Origin of the sequence: Micromonospora sp. CA-240977 (genome assembly GCF_050942285.1) — a bacterium.
Lineage (GTDB): Bacteria > Actinomycetota > Actinomycetes > Mycobacteriales > Micromonosporaceae > Micromonospora.
The window spans coordinates 1,726,858-1,743,904 of record NZ_CP192055.1 but is presented as its reverse complement, the minus strand read 5'-3'; the positions used below and the strand labels follow the sequence as shown (position 1 = coordinate 1,743,904).

At 74.4% G+C, this 17,047-nt stretch carries 13 protein-coding genes; 6 read left to right on the top strand and 7 right to left on the bottom strand.

What is annotated here, in order from left to right; genetic code table 11:
• Window positions 1–131 precede the first annotated feature (131 nt).
• Window positions 132–4,784 (top strand): ATP-dependent helicase, encoded by a 4,653-nt coding sequence (locus ACQPWW_RS08145; protein ID WP_433130678.1) that lies wholly within the window; start codon window positions 132–134, stop codon window positions 4,782–4,784.
• Between the two features lie 40 nt (window positions 4,785–4,824).
• Here ACQPWW_RS08145 and ACQPWW_RS08140 read toward each other — a convergent pair whose 3' ends face one another.
• On the bottom strand, window positions 4,825–5,421 hold the full coding sequence (locus tag ACQPWW_RS08140; RefSeq protein ID WP_433130676.1) for a hypothetical protein: 597 nt from the start codon (window positions 5,419–5,421) through the stop codon (window positions 4,825–4,827).
• Window positions 5,422–5,567: 146 nt separating this feature from the next.
• Here ACQPWW_RS08140 and ACQPWW_RS08135 point away from each other — a divergent pair, with 146 nt between their 5' ends.
• From ACQPWW_RS08135 to ACQPWW_RS08125, 3 genes are read left to right on the top strand one after another with little or no spacing between them, the layout of a single operon-like run.
• Window positions 5,568–6,065 carry a GNAT family N-acetyltransferase gene (locus ACQPWW_RS08135; RefSeq protein ID WP_433130674.1) on the top strand — a complete coding sequence of 166 codons (498 nt, stop codon included), beginning with the start codon at window positions 5,568–5,570 and terminating at the stop codon, window positions 6,063–6,065.
• Between the two features lie 9 nt (window positions 6,066–6,074).
• Window positions 6,075–6,908, top strand: coding sequence for an SAM hydrolase/SAM-dependent halogenase family protein (locus tag ACQPWW_RS08130; RefSeq protein WP_433130672.1), 834 nt, complete (start codon window positions 6,075–6,077; stop codon window positions 6,906–6,908).
• Window positions 6,901–7,143 (top strand): CPCC family cysteine-rich protein, encoded by a 243-nt coding sequence (locus ACQPWW_RS08125; protein WP_110566168.1) that lies wholly within the window; start codon window positions 6,901–6,903, stop codon window positions 7,141–7,143. Before ACQPWW_RS08130 ends, ACQPWW_RS08125 begins: the two co-directional genes overlap by 8 nt.
• Window positions 7,144–7,168: 25 nt before the next feature.
• Here the strand turns inward: ACQPWW_RS08125 and ACQPWW_RS08120 are convergent, their stop codons facing one another.
• A complete protein-coding gene (locus ACQPWW_RS08120) occupies window positions 7,169–8,431 on the bottom strand; it encodes a hypothetical protein (protein WP_433130670.1) in 1,263 nt (420 codons plus the stop codon).
• Between the two features lie 109 nt (window positions 8,432–8,540).
• On the opposite strand from ACQPWW_RS08120, the gene ACQPWW_RS08115 reads away from it, so the two are divergent.
• Together ACQPWW_RS08115 and ACQPWW_RS08110 are read left to right on the top strand one after the other, a co-directional pair.
• On the top strand, window positions 8,541–9,350 hold the full coding sequence (locus ACQPWW_RS08115) for a DNA-formamidopyrimidine glycosylase family protein (RefSeq protein ID WP_433130668.1): 810 nt from the start codon (window positions 8,541–8,543) through the stop codon (window positions 9,348–9,350).
• A gap of 164 nt (window positions 9,351–9,514) precedes the next feature.
• Window positions 9,515–13,132 (top strand): hypothetical protein, encoded by a 3,618-nt coding sequence (locus ACQPWW_RS08110; protein WP_433130666.1) that lies wholly within the window; start codon window positions 9,515–9,517, stop codon window positions 13,130–13,132.
• 34 nt (window positions 13,133–13,166) lie between these two features.
• Here the strand turns inward: ACQPWW_RS08110 and pspM are convergent, their stop codons facing one another.
• From pspM to pgsA, 5 genes are all read right to left on the bottom strand, one after another.
• Complete coding sequence (gene pspM, locus ACQPWW_RS08105) at window positions 13,167–13,952, bottom strand: phage shock envelope stress response protein PspM (RefSeq protein WP_433130664.1); 786 nt, start codon at window positions 13,950–13,952, stop codon at window positions 13,167–13,169.
• A gap of 23 nt (window positions 13,953–13,975) precedes the next feature.
• Window positions 13,976–14,848, bottom strand: a complete 873-nt coding sequence (locus ACQPWW_RS08100) for a PspA/IM30 family protein (protein ID WP_433130662.1) — start codon at window positions 14,846–14,848, stop codon at window positions 13,976–13,978.
• 203 nt (window positions 14,849–15,051) lie between these two features.
• Window positions 15,052–15,492, bottom strand: coding sequence for a helix-turn-helix domain-containing protein (locus tag ACQPWW_RS08095; RefSeq protein WP_433130660.1), 441 nt, complete (start codon window positions 15,490–15,492; stop codon window positions 15,052–15,054).
• Between the two features lie 153 nt (window positions 15,493–15,645).
• Window positions 15,646–16,272, bottom strand: a complete 627-nt coding sequence (locus tag ACQPWW_RS08090) for a CinA family protein (protein ID WP_433134208.1) — start codon at window positions 16,270–16,272, stop codon at window positions 15,646–15,648.
• A gap of 183 nt (window positions 16,273–16,455) precedes the next feature.
• A complete protein-coding gene (pgsA, locus tag ACQPWW_RS08085; protein ID WP_433130658.1) occupies window positions 16,456–17,046 on the bottom strand; it encodes a CDP-diacylglycerol--glycerol-3-phosphate 3-phosphatidyltransferase in 591 nt (196 codons plus the stop codon).
• Window position 17,047: the final 1 nt, after the last annotated feature.

The window sequence follows — 17,047 nt, the reverse complement described above, 5'->3', positions numbered from 1 at the left end:
TTGCTCCTTACAAGCAAGCAGTTAAGTGAGACTTAACGTATTAAGCGCACGTTCCATGCTTTTTGCTTTTGTCCGGCACATACCACCGTCGGTCGGTCGTCGTTGTCGTACCGGCGGGGCAGGATGGACCGGTGACCGGGGCAGACGCAGACGCCGGCGCGGTGCTCGCCGACTTCGGCCCGGCCACCCGCGCCTGGTTCGAGGCGGCCTTCGCCGCCCCCACCGCCGCGCAGACCGGAGCCTGGCGGTCGGTGGCCGCCGGCCGCAACGCCCTCGTTGTCGCACCCACCGGTTCCGGCAAGACGCTCGCGGCCTTCCTCTGGTCACTGGACCGGCTGGCCCGCGAGCCCGCACCGGCCGAGGCGCGGCAGCGCTGCCGGGTGCTCTACGTCAGCCCCCTCAAGGCCCTCGCCGTCGACGTGGAACGCAACCTGCGCGCCCCGCTGGCCGGCATCCGGCAGGCGGCCACCCGGCTGGGCGTGGCGCCGCCCGACATCACCGTCGGCATGCGCACCGGCGACACGCCCGCCGACGAGCGGCGAGCCTTCGCCCGCACCCCACCGGACATCCTCATCACCACGCCCGAGTCGCTGTTCCTGCTGCTCACGTCCGCCGCCCGCGATTCGCTGCGCGGCGTCCAGACGGTGATCGTCGACGAGGTGCACGCGGTGGCCGGCAGCAAACGCGGCGCCCACCTCGCCCTCTCCCTCGAACGCCTCGACGAGCTGCTGCCCGCTCCGGCGCAGCGCATCGGCCTCTCCGCCACCGTCCGGCCGATCGACGCCTGCGCGCAGTTCCTCGGCGGCGCCCGCCCGGTCGACGTCGTGCAGCCGGCCACGCCCAAGACCATCGAGGTCAGCGTGCAGGTCCCGGTGGAGGACATGACCCGCCTGGACGAGCAGGAGCAGCCACCGGAGGACGACCTGGGCGGCCCCGGGCCACGCCGCGCCTCGATCTGGCCGGCCGTCGAGGAGCGGGTCTTCACCCTCATCGGGCAGCACCGCTCGACAATCGTCTTCACCAACTCCCGCCGCAGCGCCGAGCGTCTCTGCGCCCGGCTCAACGAACTGGCCGCCGAAGCGGTGGCCGCCGCCTCGGGTGAGAGCGCGCTCGGCGTACCGGAGGGGTGGTCCTCGGGCGACGTCGACCCGGCCTCCGGCGCGCAGCGGTGGGGTGATCCCGCCGGTCCGGTGCGCAACCGGCCGCCGGCCGAGGTGATGGCCCAGTCCGGCGCGGCGGCCGGCGCGGCGCCGGTGATCGCCCGCGCCCACCACGGCAGCGTCTCCCGGGAGGAGCGCAAGCACATCGAGGAGGCGCTCAAGTCCGGTCAGCTCCCGGCGGTGGTGGCCACCTCCAGCCTGGAGCTGGGCATCGACATGGGCGCCGTCGACCTGGTGGTGCAGATCGAGGCCCCGCCGAGCGTGGCCGCCGGGCTGCAACGGGTCGGCCGGGCCGGGCACCAGGTGGGCGCGGTCTCCCGGGGCGTGGTCTTCCCCAAGCACCGCGGCGACCTGCTCTCCTGCGCGGTGGTCGCCGAACGGATGACCGACGGCGCGATCGAGGAGCTGCACTACCCGCGCAACCCCCTCGACGTGCTGGCCCAGCAGATCGTCGCGATGGTGGCACTGGAGCCGTGGCCGCTCGGCGACCTGGCGGTGCTGGTCCGCCGGGCCGCGCCCTTCGCCGAGCTGCCCGACTCCGCGCTGCACGCCGTGTTGGACATGCTCTCCGGCCGCTACCCGTCCACCGCGTTCGCCGAGCTACGCCCCCGACTGGTCTGGGACCGGGCCACCGACCTGCTCACCGGCCGTCCCGGCGCGCAGCGACTGGCGGTGACGAGCGGCGGCACCATCCCGGACCGAGGGCTGTTCGGTGTCTTCCTGGCCGGCGCCGAACGCGCTGCCCGGGTCGGCGAGCTGGACGAGGAGATGGTCTACGAGTCCCGGGTCGGCGACGTCTTCCTGCTCGGCTCCTCCTCCTGGCGCATCGAGGAGATCACCCCCGACCGGGTGCTGGTCTCGCCCGCCCCCGGCCAGGCCGCCCGGATGCCCTTCTGGAAGGGCGACCAGCTGGGCCGGCCGGTGGAGCTGGGCCGGGCCATCGGCGCCCGGGTGCGCACCCTGCTGCGACAGAGCGACGAGGCGGCGCTGGCCGCGCTGCGTGACGGCGGCCTGGACGACTGGGCCGCCGGCAACCTGATGGCCTACCTGCGCGAGCAGCGGGAGGCCACCCGCTCGCTGCCCGACGACCGCACCGTCGTGGTCGAGCGGTTCCGCGACGAGCTGGGCGACTGGCGGCTCGCCGTGCACAGCGTCCTCGGTGCCCGGGTCAACGGGCCGTGGGCCCTCGCGGTGGGCCGCCGGCTGGCCGAGCGGTACGGGGTGGACGCCCAGGTGATGCCCTCCGACGACGGCATCGTGGTGCGACTGCCGGACACGGCCGACGAGCCGCCCGGCGCCGACGTGGTGGTCTTCGAGCCCGACGAGATCACCCAACTGGTGGAGGAGTCGGTCGGCACCTCCGCGCTGTTCGCCGCGCGCTTCCGCGAGTGCGCCGCCCGGTCACTGCTGCTGCCCCGCCGCGACCCGCGCCGCCGCCAACCGCTGTGGCAGCAGCGGCAGCGCGCCGCGCAACTGCTCGACGTCGCCCGCGAGTACGCGGACTTCCCGGTCACCCTGGAGGCCGCCCGGGAGTGTCTCCAGGACGTCTTCGACCAGCCGGCGCTGGCCGGGCTGATGCGCGACCTGGCCAGCCGGAAGGTGCGGCTGGTCGAGGTCGAGACGAGCGCGCCGTCCCCGTTCGCCAGGTCGCTGCTCTTCGGCTACGTCGGCGCGTTCCTCTACGAGGGCGACGCCCCGTTGGCGGAGCGGCGTGCCGCCGCGCTCGCCCTGGACTCCACCCTGCTGGGTGAGCTGCTCGGCCGGGTCGACCTGCGCGAGTTGCTCGACCCCGCAGTGCTCGCCGAGACCGACCGGCAGCTGCGGTGGCTGACCGAGCAGCGCCGCCCCCGCGACGCGGAGGACGTGGTCGAGCTGCTGCGGGTGCTCGGTGACCTGAGCGACGCCGAGTTGACCGAGCGAGGTGTGCCGGAGACCTGGCTTACCGAGTTGGAAGCGGCCCGCCGGGTGCTGCGGGTCCGGATCGCCGGCGAGCAGCGCTGGGTGGGTGTCGAGGACGCCGCCCGGCTGCGCGACGCCCTCGGCGTGGCGCTGCCGGTCGGGGTGGCCGAGGCGTACCTCGCCCCGGTTGTCGACCCGCTCGGTGACCTGGTGGCCCGCTACGCCCGCACCCACGGGCCGTTCGCCGCGGCCAGCTGCGCGGCCCGCTTCGGGCTCGGCGTGTTCGTCGTCGAGCAGGCGTTGCGCCGGCTCGGCGCCACCGGGCGGGTGGTCTCCGGGGAGTTCACACCGGATTCGAGCGGCGCCCAGTGGTGCGACGCCGAGGTGCTGCGGATGCTGCGCCGCCGCTCGCTCGCGGCGCTGCGCCGGGAGATCGAGCCGGTGCCGCCCCGGGCGCTGGCCACGTTCCTGCCCCGCTGGCAGCAGGTGGGCTCGTCCGCCCGAGGGGTGGAGGCGCTGGCCGCGACGGTGGAGCAGTTGCAGGGCGCGGCGGTGCCGGCGTCCGCGCTGGAGCGGCTGGTGCTGCCCGGTCGGGTCGCCGACTACTCCCCCGCCCACCTCGACGAGCTGTGCGCCAGCGGGGAGGTGCTCTGGGCCGGGTCGGGGGCGATCTCCGGGGGCGACGGCTGGGTCACCCTGGCGTACGCGGACACCGCCCCGCTGCTGCTCCCGCCGCCGGACGAGGCGCTGACCCGCACCCCGTTGCACGACGCGGTGCTCGACGCGCTCGGCGACGGGCAGGCGCTGTTCTTCCGGCCGCTGGCCGACCGCGTCGGCGCGACCGACGACGCCGTCCTGACCGGGGTGATCTGGGACCTGGTCTGGGCCGGGCACCTCACCAACGACACCCTCGCCCCGCTGCGCGCGGTGCTCGGTGCGGGTGGCGCGCACCGTGCCCGGCCATCCGCGCCGCGCACCCGTTACCGGCGGCCCGGCCGGGCGGCGCTGCCCACCCGGGGTGGCCCGCCGACCGTCGCCGGCCGCTGGTCGCGCCTGCCGGAGCGCGACGTCGACCCGACCCGGCGCGCCGCCGCCCTCGCCGACGTGCTGCTGGAACGGCACGGGGTCGTCACCCGCGGCGCGGTGATGGCCGAGCAGGTGGTCGGTGGGTTCTCGGCGGTCTACCCGGTGTTGTCGGCGCTGGAGGAGCGCGGCGCGGCCCGCCGCGGTTACTTCGTCGAGGGGCTGGGCGCGGCGCAGTTCGCGGTGCCCGGCGCGGTGGACCGGCTGCGCGCACTGGCCGATCCGATGGACGGCACCCGAGGTCGGGGAGCACCGGCCACCGTCCTCGCCGCCACCGACCCGGCCAACCCGTACGGCGCGGCGCTGCCCTGGCCGGACCGGGTTGTCGACTCCGGCGACGGGGCCGCCCCGGCGACCGGGCACCGGGCCGGCCGCAAGGCTGGTGCGCTTGTGGTGCAGGTCGGCGGCGACCTGGTGCTGTACGTGGAACGCGGCGGCCGGACGCTGCTGTCCTTCAGCGACGACACCGACACGCTCGCGGTGGCCGGCAAGGCCCTCGCCGACGCCGTCCACTCCGGCGCGTTGGGCGCGTTGTCGGTGGAGCGGGCCGACGGCGAGGCGGTGCACTCCTCGCCGCTGCGCGACGCACTCACCGCCGCCGGCTTCCGGGCGACCCCCCGCGGCCTGCGCCTGCGCGGCTGATCCGTCCGCTCCACAGACCGGCATTCCCCCGGACCCGCGCTCAGCGAACGCCGTTGAGGACCTTCTCGTAGCGGGGGCGGTCGGCCGCCGGAGTCTTCGCCTCGAGGTAGTTGAGCACCACCGCGCCACGGCGGTACGACTGGCCACCCCAGGTCTCCGCGATGTCGCCGGCGCTTGTCTCGTCCGGGAAGACGTACACCGTCACGGCGTCGGTGGCGATCAGCTCGGAACAGCCCAGGCCGAGCCCGTCCGGTCCGCAGTCGACCGAGCGGTCCTTCGGGTTCGGCACCTTCAGGCCGGCGGCCTTGAACGCCTCGACGATCTGCTTCGCCCCGGGTGCCCCGACCGGGCGTTGGGGCAGCACCACCGGCGGTGGACTGGCCGGCCGGTGCTGCGTGGGCCCCTGCGGAGCGATGGAGGGCGGGGGTGGCGCATCGCCGGTGCGGGACGGGGCCACCGCGGGCGTCGGCGCGCTCGGCGCAACGGCGGCCGTCGGGGCCACCGCGGGCGACGCTGGCGAGTCGGACGAGGCGGTGGGAGCCGCGCTCGGCGGGTCGGCGTCGTCACCGCCGCAGCCGGCGGTGAGGGCGACGGCGACAAGCAGGACCGCGACGGCGGGCAGGCTCCGATGTGTCACAAGGGCAGTCTCCCTCGCTGCCACCCGGGCGCGGGAGTGGCCGGTCGGTCACCGCGCTGTCCCATATTCGCCACCCACGTCGGCCACCCGTCGGCCGGTACGCTCCGGGGCCGACGAGCAGACGCGACGAAGGGCGGAGGCGGAACATGGACGGGTTCGAGGTACGGGCGGCGGGACCTGCCGAGCGGGCCGCGATCGACGCGTTGCACGAGCGCGAGTGGGGTGGCCCGTACGTGGTGGCCCACGACACCCGGCACGACGTGCGTACCCTGCCGACGCTTGTGGCGGTCGACGACGCCGCGGAGGTGGTCGGCGCGCTGACCTACCGCGTCGACGAGGACGGCCTGGAGGTGGTCACCCTCGTCGCGGCCGTGCCCGGCGGGGGTGTCGGCACGGCCCTGCTGTCGGCGGCGACGTCGATCGCGGCCGAGACCGGGCTGGCCCGGGTGTGGCTGATCACCTCGAACGACAACCTGCGGGCGCTGCGGTTCTACCAGCGGCGCGGCCTGCGGCTGGTCCGCGTGGACCGGGGAGCCGTGGACCGCGCCCGCCAGCTCAAGCCGGAGATCCCGCTGGTCGGCGAGGACGGCATACCGCTGCACGACGAGTTGGTCCTGGAACGACGTACCGTCGCCGAGGGTTAGCCTGCGGGCATGTCCGCCACGCCCTGGATCTCACTGACCACCGACTACGGCCTCGCCGACGGCTTCGTGGCCGCCTGCCACGGGGTGATCGCCCGGCTCGCGCCGGCCGTACGGATCATCGACGTGACCCACCTGGTGCCACCGGCGGACGTGCGGCGGGGCGCCGCGGTGCTGGCGCAGACGGTGCCGCACCTGCCTGTGGGTGTACACGTGGCGGTGGTCGACCCGGGGGTGGGTACCGCCCGACGGGGCGTCGCGCTGGCCACCCCGGGTGGGCTGCTCGTCGGTCCGGACAACGGGCTGCTGCCGGACGCCGCCGCCGCTCTCGGCGGGGTGACCGCCGCGGTGCGGCTGTCCGAGCCGAGCTGGCTGGCCGATCGGGTGTCCGGCACGTTCCACGGGCGCGACGTCTTCGCGCCGGTGGCGGCCCGGCTGGCGCTCGGCGCGCCCCTGGCCGAGGCGGGGCCGGCTGTCGATCCGGCGAGCCTGGTCCGGCTGCCGACGCCGACGCTGACCATCGACGACGAGAGTTTCACCGCCGAGGTGTTGACAGTGGACCACTTCGGCAATGTCCAGTTGGCCGCGCCGGCGCACCTGCTCGGCCCGCTGCCGGCGGCACTGCGGGTCGGGTCGCCCGGTGCGCAGCCGGCCCGACCGGCCGTGCGGGGACGGACATTCGGCGACGCACCGGCGAATGCCCTGGTGGTGTACGTCGACTCGGCCGACCTGGTCGCGGTCGCGGTCAACGGCGGGCGGGCGGTGGACCTCCTCCGGGTGGCCCCGGGTGACGTCCTGCGGGTTTCCCGCGGATATTCGACTGTGGAATGCTGCCCCGGTGGGTGAACAAGTGGTTCCCGTGGGCTGTCCCTGCTGTGCGTCACGGACCGGTGGGGGGACCTGCCCGGTCTGTTTCTGGACGGACGACGGCCAGACCGACGCCGACGCCGACGCCGTCCGGGGTGGCCCCAACGGCGACCTGAGCCTCTCGCACGCTCGGCTCAACTACGCCGTCTACGGTGCCAGCCACCCGCGCTACCAGGACATGGTGCGCCCGGCCCGCCCCGACGAGCGCCCCTGATCGACGCCCGACGGGCGAGCGTGGCTCAGCAGACGGGCACGCTGCCGCCGTACACGCCGGAGATGTAGGCGTGGCTGACGTACTGCCCGGTGGCCAGGCGGTTCCAGCGGGTGGTGGTGCGGTAGGGGCCGGCGACCGACTGACCGGTCACGTAACACTGGATCGGCACGTGCGCCAACCGGGCGGCGAGGCCCCGAATCGCGTACGACGTGCTGGCCCCGGCGCGGATGTTCAGCGGCCCGTCGCCGACCACGCCGCGCGGCCCACCGCCGGTCCACAGGTACGCGACGTCCACCCACGCGTTGGTGGTCAACTGGAGGCCGTCCCAGAAGGTGCCGTCGGCCAGGTCGACGCCCGCCGGGTTGAGCACCGTCCGCCCGAACTGGTCCCGTCCGCCGTTGTAGCCGGACTGGTACGCGGCCTGCGCCTCGGGTCGGCCCTGCGGCAGGTTCTTCCAGTTCTCCCGGACCGACGAGGGGTTCCAGTAGTCGTCGCGGGTGTTCCACGGCCCGACGTCCCAGACCGGGGCGTATTCGCAGCGGGAGCCGCTCGTGGTGCAGACCCGCACGCTGTAGTCGCCGGTGTTGAGGGGGGAGAGGCCGCGCCGCGACGGTAGCGCCACGAAGTGGTCCCGGGGTTGGACGGTCCGGCCGTTGGCGGTCAGTTCGCCGACGAGTCCGATCCGGGTGGCGTACACCCGGTAGGTGAGGCCGGGCGTGGCGGCGGAGACGGCGGCGGCCGCGTCGGCGCTGAGCCGCACGCCGCGTACCGTCGCGGTGCCGCCGCCCGGCGGCGCGGTGAGCACCACCCGGGTCTGTACCCGGGTGACCGGCCGGTCGAAGATCGCACCGGCGGTGGCGGTCCGCCACTCCGTCCAGCCGACGGCCCGCCACCCACGGACCTGCGCCTCCACTGTGGCGCCGGCGGGGATCGAGGCGTTGATCTCGGCGCGGACGCGGGTGGCCGGCCGGGACAGGGTGCGGGGTGTGGTCAGGAGCATCCCCTCGGCGACCGCGCTGTGTGGGCTGCCCGCGCCACGCCCGGTGGGCCGAGCCGCGCCGAGTCGGAGGCCGGCCGCGGTGCGCCGGACGTTGACGTCGTCGCGGTCGATGACGGACAGGTCCGCGCCCCACTCCTCGGTGTGCGGGGCTGCGGCGATGAGGGTGATCGGGCCGGCGGCGGAGGCGGCCGGCACCGTGGTGGCGGTGGGCAGGAGCGCTGCGGTGAGCAGCAGGGTAAGAGTGCTGACGAGGGCGACGATGGGAGTACGACGACGAGGTCGCGTCATGGTTATTCTCCTCAGAACCCCCTGACCCTCGCATGTCAGGAGATCAGGAGGAACCTGTGTACAAATAGCGACACATGCGAATCCTGCTCAAATGAGAGAGGATGACAGGGTGCCCGAAGGTGACACCGTCTGGAACACCGCGCGTGTGCTGCACCGCGCCCTCGCCGGCGCGCGGATCACCGACAGCGACTTCCGGGTGCCGCAGCTGGCGACCACCGATCTCACCGGTTGGACCGTCCGCGAGTCGGCCAGCCGGGGCAAGCACCTGCTGCTGCGCCTCGGCGCCCCGGACCAGGCGCACTGGACCCTGCACTCGCACCTGCGGATGGACGGCGCCTGGCGGGCGTACGCCCCGGGGGAACGCTGGACCGGCCGACCCGCGCACCTGATCCGGGTGGTGCTACGCAGCCCCGGCGCTGTCGCGGTCGGCTACCACCTGCACGAGCTGACCCTCGTGCCGACCGCCGAGGAGGACCACCTGGTCGGCCACCTCGGCCCCGACCTGCTCGGCCCGGACTGGGATCCGGCCGAGGCGGTCCGCCGACTCGCCGACCACCCGGAACAGACAATCAGCGAGGCGCTGCTCGACCAGCGCAACCTGGCCGGGGTGGGCAACCTCTACAAGTGCGAGGTGCTGTTCCTGCGCGGTGTGTCGCCGTGGACGCCGGTCGGCGCGGTGCCCGACCTGCCCGGTCTGGTGGCCCTCGCGCAGCGGCTGCTCGCCGCCAACCGTGGTCGGTGGACGCAGAGCAGCACCGGCTCCCTGCACCGGGGCCAGACCAGCTACGTGTACGGTCGCCGCGCCCAGCCGTGCCGCCGCTGCGGCACCGCCATCCGCAAGGAGGAGCTGGGCGAGAGGGTCACCTACTGGTGCCCGGTCTGCCAGCCCGAACAGCCGGGCAGCCCAGAATCCGGCTGACCGGCGCACCCGTCGGCCACGGCCACCCCAGATACGGACGATTGGGTAATTCCTATCCGGCCGTCGGAGTCGCATGCTGCGGTTGAGTGCTCACCGATCGTCAGCAGAGCGCCGAGGCAGCCACGCCGGGGTGGCGACCCTCGCGCCCCGACCCGGGGAGAGTCATGGCGTTGTTCCGCAGACTCCGCTCCACCTTCTTCGAACGGGCCACCCGCGACACCGACGGCTCCGTCAACGGCCGAACGGTGTCCGTGCCGACCGCGCGTACCGCCGAGGAGACCACCCCGGCGGCGAGCCTGGACCCGGCCGTCGCTCCCCGCTACTTCGGCCCGGTGCCGAACTTCGCCCACAGCCCTCGGCCGGCGCGCGACACCGACGGGCGGGTCGTGCCCGGGACCGGGCTGCGCAAGTTCGTCGACCCGCTGCCCGTCCCGGGCCAGCGGGACGGCACCGACCTGGGCGGCCACCTGCCGGTGGCAACGCCGGACACGATCAGCTATCCGGGTTGCGACTACTACGAAATCGTCGTGCAGGAGTACGCGCAACGGCTGCACCGGGACCTGCCAGCCACCCGGCTGCGCGGCTACCGGCAGCTCAACCTGGGCACCGACCCGGCGGGCCACAACACGGTGGGGCCCCCGGATCGGCAGTGGCACCTCGGTCCGATGATCCTCGCCCGGCGGGGCCGACCGGTCCGGGTGAAGTTCATCAACCACCTCCCGACCGGCCGGGCCGGTGAGCTGTTCCTGCCTGTCGACGACAGCGTCGAGGGGGCCGGGATCGGCCCGCTCGACGGGCCGGCCCCGTTCCCGCAGAACCGCGCGGTGCTGCACCTGGCCGGGGCGCAGACCGGTTGGAACAGCGCCGGCAACCCGGGGCAGTGGATCACTCCGGCCGGGGAGATCACCCCGTACCCGAACGGGGTGGGCGTGACCCACGTGCCGGACATGCCGCCACCGGGCGCGGGGGCCACCACCCTGTACTACCCGAACGAGCAGAGCGGCCGGCTGCTGTGGTTCCACGACAACACCCTCGGCCTGGCCCGGCTCACCGTCTACGGCGGACAACTCGCGCTCTACCTGCTCACCGATCCGGCCGAGGAACAGCTCGTCGCCGACGCGGTGCTGCCAGCCGACCAACTGCCGCTGGTGATCGAGGACAAGACGTTCGTGCCGGACGACGCCCAACTGGCCGCCGAGGACCCCACCTGGGACCGGGAACGCTGGGGCGCCCGGGGCAGCCTCTGGCACCCGCACGTCTACCAGCCGCGGCAGAACCCGTACCGGTCCGGCGGACGCAACCCCACCGGCCGGTGGGACTACGGCCCCTGGTCGCGTGATCCCGCCCCGGACAGCACCCGCGCCGACGGCTGCGTCGCCAACCCGCACCACGACCCGGTCGACGCGCCGGACGAGCCCCCGCTGCGCCCCGGCGTGCCGCACCCGTCCGCGGTGCCCGAGGCGTACGGGGACACCCCGCTCGTCAACGGCGTCGCCTACCCGTACCTGGAGGTGCGGCCGCGCGCGTACCGGTTCCGGATCCTCAACGCCTGCCTGGACCGCAGTCTCAACCTCCAGCTCTACCGCGCCTGCTCCGACGCGCCGATGTGGACCGCCGACGGGGCGCTCGCCGACGCCGACGCCGGGGAGGTGCCGATGGTGCCGGCCGTGCGGGCGGCCGACCGGCCGCCGGGGTGGCCGACCGACGGACGCGACGGCGGTGTGCCGGATCCGCGCGCCGCCGGGCCGGAGTTCATCCAGATCGGCAACGAGGCCGGGTTGCTGCCCGCCCCGGTGGTGCTGCCGAACCGGCCGGTCGGCTACCGCTACGACCGGCTCGACCCGACAGTGCTGAACGTCGACGGGCACACCCTGCTGCTCGCCCCGGGTGAGCGGGCCGACGTGCTCGTCGACTTCTCCGCGGTGCCGCCGGGCAGCACGCTGATCCTGTACAACGACGCCCCGGCGCCGCTGCCCGGCTTCGACCCGCGCTACGACCAGCACACCGACGCACCGGACCGGACGGCCGAGGGCGGGCCGCCGGGCACCGAGCCGGGGTACGGCCCGAACACCCGCACCCTGCTCCAGTTCCGGGTCGCGGGCACCCCGGCGCCGCCGTACGACCTGGGCCGGCTGCGCGAACGGCTGCCCGTCGCGTACGCGGCGAGTCAACGCCCGCCGATCGTGCCGCAGCCGGCGTACGACCCGGCGTTCGGCACCAGCACCGCGTCGACGACGACGGTCCCGGTGCACGCCACCTCGGTGACGATCACACCGACGGCCGGCGCGGGGCCGGTGACGCTGCCGATCGCGGTCAAGGCCGTACAGCAGGTGTTCGAGCCCGACCACGGCCGGTTGGTCGGCCGGCTCGGCGTCGGGCACCCGCACGCCGGGCCGCTCAACCCGACGACCCTGCCCCTCGGCCCGACCGACCCGGTCACCGAGGTGCTCTTCGCCACCGACCCCGCCGTGCCGCTGGGCGCCGCTACCGACGGCACCCAGCTCTGGCGGATCAGCGGCAACGTCCGGCAGACCGAAGCGGTCCAGTTCGGCGGCTGCGACGTGCAGTTGGTGAACCGGGTCGGTTGGGACGGCACGCTGCGACTCCCGCACGGCACCGAGTTGGGCTGGAAGCAGATCGTCCGGGTCAACCCCCGGGAGGACGTGGTCGTGGCGCTGCGCCCGGTCGCCCCGGCGCTGCCGTTCAAGCTGGGCGACAGCGTCCGGCTGCTCGACCCGTGCCGCCCGGCCGGCGCCCGGACCGGGTCGACCCCGGTCAGCCCGGCGGACGGGCGACCCGCCACCGTGGTCAACCACCTGGTCAACCTCGGCTGGGAATACCGCTGGCACAGCCAACTCGCCGGCCACCGCGACGGCGGGATGACCCGGCCACTGGTGCTGCGGGTGACACCCAAGGCACCGACCGGGCTGACCGCCACGCCGGTGCCGGGCTCGGCCACCGCGCTACCCGCTATCGCGCTCGCCTGGACCAGCAACGGCGGCCGGCCACCCGCCACCAGTCACCTGCTGCACCGGGCCACCGACGCGACCTTCGACGGCGAGGTAACCACGATCACCGTCGCGGCGGCCGCCACCCGGTACACGGACGCGACAGTCACTCCCGGGGTGACCTACCACTACCGGATCCGGGCGGAGAACGCGGTCAGCTACTCGTCCTGGTCGAACGGGGTGCCCGCCTCGGTGCACCTGGCCGCGCCGAGCGGCCTGGTCGCCGCGCTGGCACCCGCCGCGCCCCTGCGGGTGGCCCTGCGCTGGACGAACCGCTCGTTCGCCACCGGCATCGACGTGCAGCGGGCCACCAACCCGACGTTCACCAGCGGACCGGGCACCACGGCGATCGGGGCCGGCGACAATCACCTGGACGTCACGATCGCAGCGGACACCACGTACTACTACCGGGTGCGGACCACCTATCTGGGCGCCGCCTCGGCCTGGTCGACGGTCGCCACGGTGACCTCCCCGCCCGCGCCGGGCACCCCGAACGGGGTGAGCGCCACGGCGAGCGCGCCGGGGCCGGACACCGCGACGGTGATCCTGGCCTGGGCGGCGAGCACCCCCGCCGGCCCGGGGTCCGGGTTCATCGTGCAGCGGGCGCTGGACCCGGCGTTCGACCGGGAGGTGGCCACCTTCACGGTGACCGGTCGCGGTTTCAGCAACACGGGACTGGCCCGGGACGTCACCTACCACTACCGGATCCGGTCGTTCAACGTCGTTGGCAGTTCGCCGTACACGGACCCGATCCGGGTCACGACGCCGCCGTGACCCGGGCCGGGTGGGGTGCGGCGGTGGGCGTCTCTCAGTGGGTTGGCGCGCGCAGCGGAGTGCCGGCGGAGCGCAGCTCGGCCAGTGCCCCGGCCACCCCGTGCAACAGGTCGGTCGCCTCGGTGAGCCGGGCGGCGGCCGGGTGGGCGGTCTCCGGTCGGGCGTCCTCGGCCAGGTAACCGGCGGCGGCCACCACAAGCCGTTCGTAGGCCGCGACCCCACCCTCCAGCTGGGCGCTCAGCGCGGCGTGCGCCTCGGCCAGCGGCGGGCGGGCGTCGGCCGGGGCCAGCCGCAGCGCACGTTCGACACTGGCCACCCGTGCGGCCAGGTCACGCAGCGAACGGTCGGCGGCGGCGGCCTCCAGCACCGCCGGCTCGGCCAGCCCGGTGAGACGGGGGGCCATGCCGGCCAGGGTGAGCGCCGCCCGGTCCAGTCGGGCCCACTGCTCGCCCGCGCTGGTGCCGCGCAGGGCGATCCGGGAGCGGAACCGGCGGACCTCGGCAAGCACCCCCGGGCCGACCGGCAGCCGCTCGACGGCGGCGATCAGCCGGGCCCGCGACCGGGCCGCGGCCTCCGCGGGGTCGAGGGCGGGCGGTGCCGGCTGGGCGGCGAGGGCACGCACGTCGATCCAGCGCCAGGCGGCGAGCGCCACCGCGCTGCCGGCGGCGCCGGCCCAGGCCGCGTCGGGCAGACCAAGGCCGGCGTACGGGGTCAGCACTGCGGCCGCGCCACCGAGCCCACCGGCGAGCACGCTCCACCGTCGGGCGGACCGGCGCAGCCGACCCAGTCTGCGGAAGTACCGGGTCCGCTCGTCTGCCACAGTGACCTCCTCGGTCCGGTCGTTCAGCCGGCGGCGGTCGGGTCGCCGGTGCCCCGCTCGCGGGCCATGCTGGCGCGCAGCTCGTCGAGCCGGGCCGCGGCCGTCGGGTCGGTGGCCGGGCTGGCCTTCTCGGCCTGCGGCACGGCCGGTCGTTGCGACGCCCCGCCGAGCTGCTCCCCTGCCATGCTGGACCGGATCTGCTCCAGCCGGGCCGACCCGGCTGAGTCGATCGTCGCCTTCTGGATCTCCAACATCCGGCCCTCGACGGAGTTGCCCGCCAGTTCGGCGCGACCCATCGCGTTCGCGTACCGCCGCTCGATGCGGTCGCGCACCTCGTCGAGTGACGGGGTGTTGGTGGGCGCGGTCAGCGACGACATCGACTCCAGCGAGCGGGCCACCGACTCCTGCATCTTGGCCTGCTCCAGTTGGCTGAGCAGCTTGGTGCGCTCGGCGAGCTTCTGCTGGAGGATCATCGAGTTGTTCTCGACCGCACGGCGGGCCTGGGCGGCGGCGCCCAACGCCTGGTCGTGCAGGGTCTTCAGGTCTTCGGTGGCCTGTTCGGCGGAGACCAGTTGGGTGGCCAGGGTCTGCGCCGACTGCTCGAACCGCGTCGCCTCGGCCTCGTCACCCTTGGCCCGGGCCTGGTCGGACAGCACCAGGGCCTGCCGGGCGTTGCCCTGCAACCGCTCGACCTCGGTCATCTGCCGGGACAGCTTCATCTCCAGCTGACGCTGGTTGCCGATCACCGCGGCAGCCTGCTGGACCAGCGCCTGGTGCTGCCGCTGGGCATCCTCGATGGCCTGCTGGATCTGCACCTTGGGATCGGCATGCTCATCGATCTTCGCACCGAAGAGCGCCATCAGGTAGTTCCAACCCTTGACGAACGGGTTCGCCATCTCCGCGGTATCCCCTCAGTAGCATCGCTCCACCACGGCCGGCCGGGCCGGACGGACCGACTGGCCACCACCGGCCGATCTCCATCGTCCCAGCCGAACGCCAGCGAGGCATCCGTACCGGTCGGTCGACCGCACCGACAGCTCCTGTGGGCCACCCTACGCGGCCGGAGCCAGCCCTCCCATTGTCAAACCGGGCGACGGGCTCAGGCGGCGCAGACCACGTCCCGGTCGCGCTCGGTCGGGCGGACGCGCGCGCTGCGCAGCGTGGCCTTGAGTGGCGAGTCCTGGCGGACCGAGACGGCGACCTTGCCATCGGAGGTGACCTGGCGGACGCCCCGGCTGGTGCTCTTCGACACAGCCCCGGCGTCGGCCGGCTCGTCCTGCATCGAGACGAGCACGTCGGGCATCTGCTCGGCGAGCGCCACGGTGTCGCTCACCTCACGGAGAAGCTCGGACAGACGGGCGCCGAGGGCGTCACAGATCGCGGCGAGCAGCTCGCTGGACGGCTCCTTGTGCCCCCGCTCGATCTCGGAGAGGTAGCCGAGGCTGACGTTGGCGGCGGTGGAGACCTCACGCAGCGTGCGCTGCTGCCCCTGCCGGCGCGCCCGCAGTGCGTCACCGATCACCCGGCGTAGCAGGATCATCGCACCTCCCCCTGAGGGATACCTCGCGCCCGGCGCTGGGCGGCCGGCCGCGGCGGACCGCGCCGACCCCGAAACGTCGGAGCCTTCCCGCAACCGTACCCGTTACGAGCCCAGCCGACATCCCGCCCCGCCCGTCGGTTCGCCGGCGCGGGCTCACCGGCGGGCGGCATCGGCCGTCCCCGCCCTGCCCCGGGCGCCCTCGGCGGTCCCGACGGGATCTTCCAAGCCGTCGAATTCCCGGGCCTCGGGATCGTCCGCTGCGGGGCCCTGGTGGGCGTCGGGGTCGAGGTCGGGGTCCTGGACGTCGGCGTCGTGGATCCGCTCGGCGAGCAGCCGCAGCGCCTCGACCACCGCCGCCGCGCGGACGTGGTCCCGCCCGCCGTCCAGGTCGAGTTGGCGGACCTTCCCGCCGTTCGGGCCGGCGACCGCGACGTAGACCAGGCCGACGGGCTTGCCGTCCTGCGGTTCGGGGCCGGCGACGCCGGTGGTGGCCACCCCCCAGTCCGCGCCGCAGCGCTGGCGACCGCCCTCGGCGAGGGCCGCCGCCACATCCGGGTCCACCGGTCCGCGCTCGGACAGCAGGTCGGCGGGCACGCCGGCCAGGATGCTCTTCAGCTCGGTGGCGTAGACCACGAGGCCGCCCCGGTAGATTCCGCTGACCCCGGCGATGTCGACGATCGACGAGGCAAGCGATCCGCCGGTGAGCGATTCGACGGTTGCCAGGGTCTCGTGCCGCTGCGCCAAGCGGTGCACCACGCCCGCCGCCGCGCTGCCCGCCATGGCATCGTCCGCCGCCGCGCCATCCGCCGGCCGCTCGACACCCGTGTCCCGCTGCATGAACCCGTCCTTCCCCACCCACCGGCCCTCAACCCTGCCGGGCCGGTCGCGTCGATCATGGAGTTAGCCTCGCGACACGCCGCCCCGGGCGCCGGACAACCTCATGATCAACGGCGGCGGGTGGTGTCAGCGGGGGCGGCGGAGGCGCAGAGCCTGGGCTATGTAGTCGAAGCCGGTGGCGACAGTGACCAGGACGGCGGCCCCCATGATCCACGGACCGACGGCGGCGAGGGCAGCGGGCATCGGCCAGAGATACCAGGCGATGGCGAGGATCTGGAGCGCGGTCTTGACCTTGCCGCCTCGGCTGGCCGCGATCACGCCGTGCCGGATCACCCAGAACCGCAGCCCGGTGATGCCCAGCTCACGGACGAGGATCAGTGCGGTCACCCACCAGGGCAACCTGTCGTACCAGGACAGCAACACCAGGGCGGCGCCGGTGAGCGCCTTGTCGGCGATCGGGTCGGCCACCTTGCCGACCGACGTGACAAGCCCGAACCGGCGGGCGATCCAGCCGTCCACCAGGTCGGTCGCCGACGCCACCGCGAAGATCAGGCACGCGGCCATCCGCCAGCCGGAGTGGGTCATCCCCGACATGATCACCGAGGCGGCGAAGACCGGCACCAGCGCGAGCCGCAGGGCGGTCAGCGCGTTGGCCGCGTTGACGACGGGCACCACGGCGACCACCCGGGTCGGCGTCGACTCCGCCGCCCCGGTCACC

Bases quoted from the DNA above. Each gene is read 5' to 3' on its own strand.
- ACQPWW_RS08135 (WP_433130674.1), top strand. From the start codon at position 5,568: ATGGACGGGTTCGAGGTACGGGCGGCGGGACCTGCCGAGCGGGCCGCG.
- ACQPWW_RS08130 (WP_433130672.1), top strand. From the start codon at position 6,075: ATGTCCGCCACGCCCTGGATCTCACTGACCACCGACTACGGCCTCGCC.
- ACQPWW_RS08120 (WP_433130670.1), bottom strand. From the start codon at position 8,431: ATGACGCGACCTCGTCGTCGTACTCCCATCGTCGCCCTCGTCAGCACT.
- ACQPWW_RS08110 (WP_433130666.1), top strand. From the start codon at position 9,515: ATGGCGTTGTTCCGCAGACTCCGCTCCACCTTCTTCGAACGGGCCACC.
- ACQPWW_RS08100 (WP_433130662.1), bottom strand. From the start codon at position 14,848: ATGGCGAACCCGTTCGTCAAGGGTTGGAACTACCTGATGGCGCTCTTC.
- ACQPWW_RS08095 (WP_433130660.1), bottom strand. From the start codon at position 15,492: ATGATCCTGCTACGCCGGGTGATCGGTGACGCACTGCGGGCGCGCCGG.
- ACQPWW_RS08090 (WP_433134208.1), bottom strand. From the start codon at position 16,272: ATGGCGGGCAGCGCGGCGGCGGGCGTGGTGCACCGCTTGGCGCAGCGG.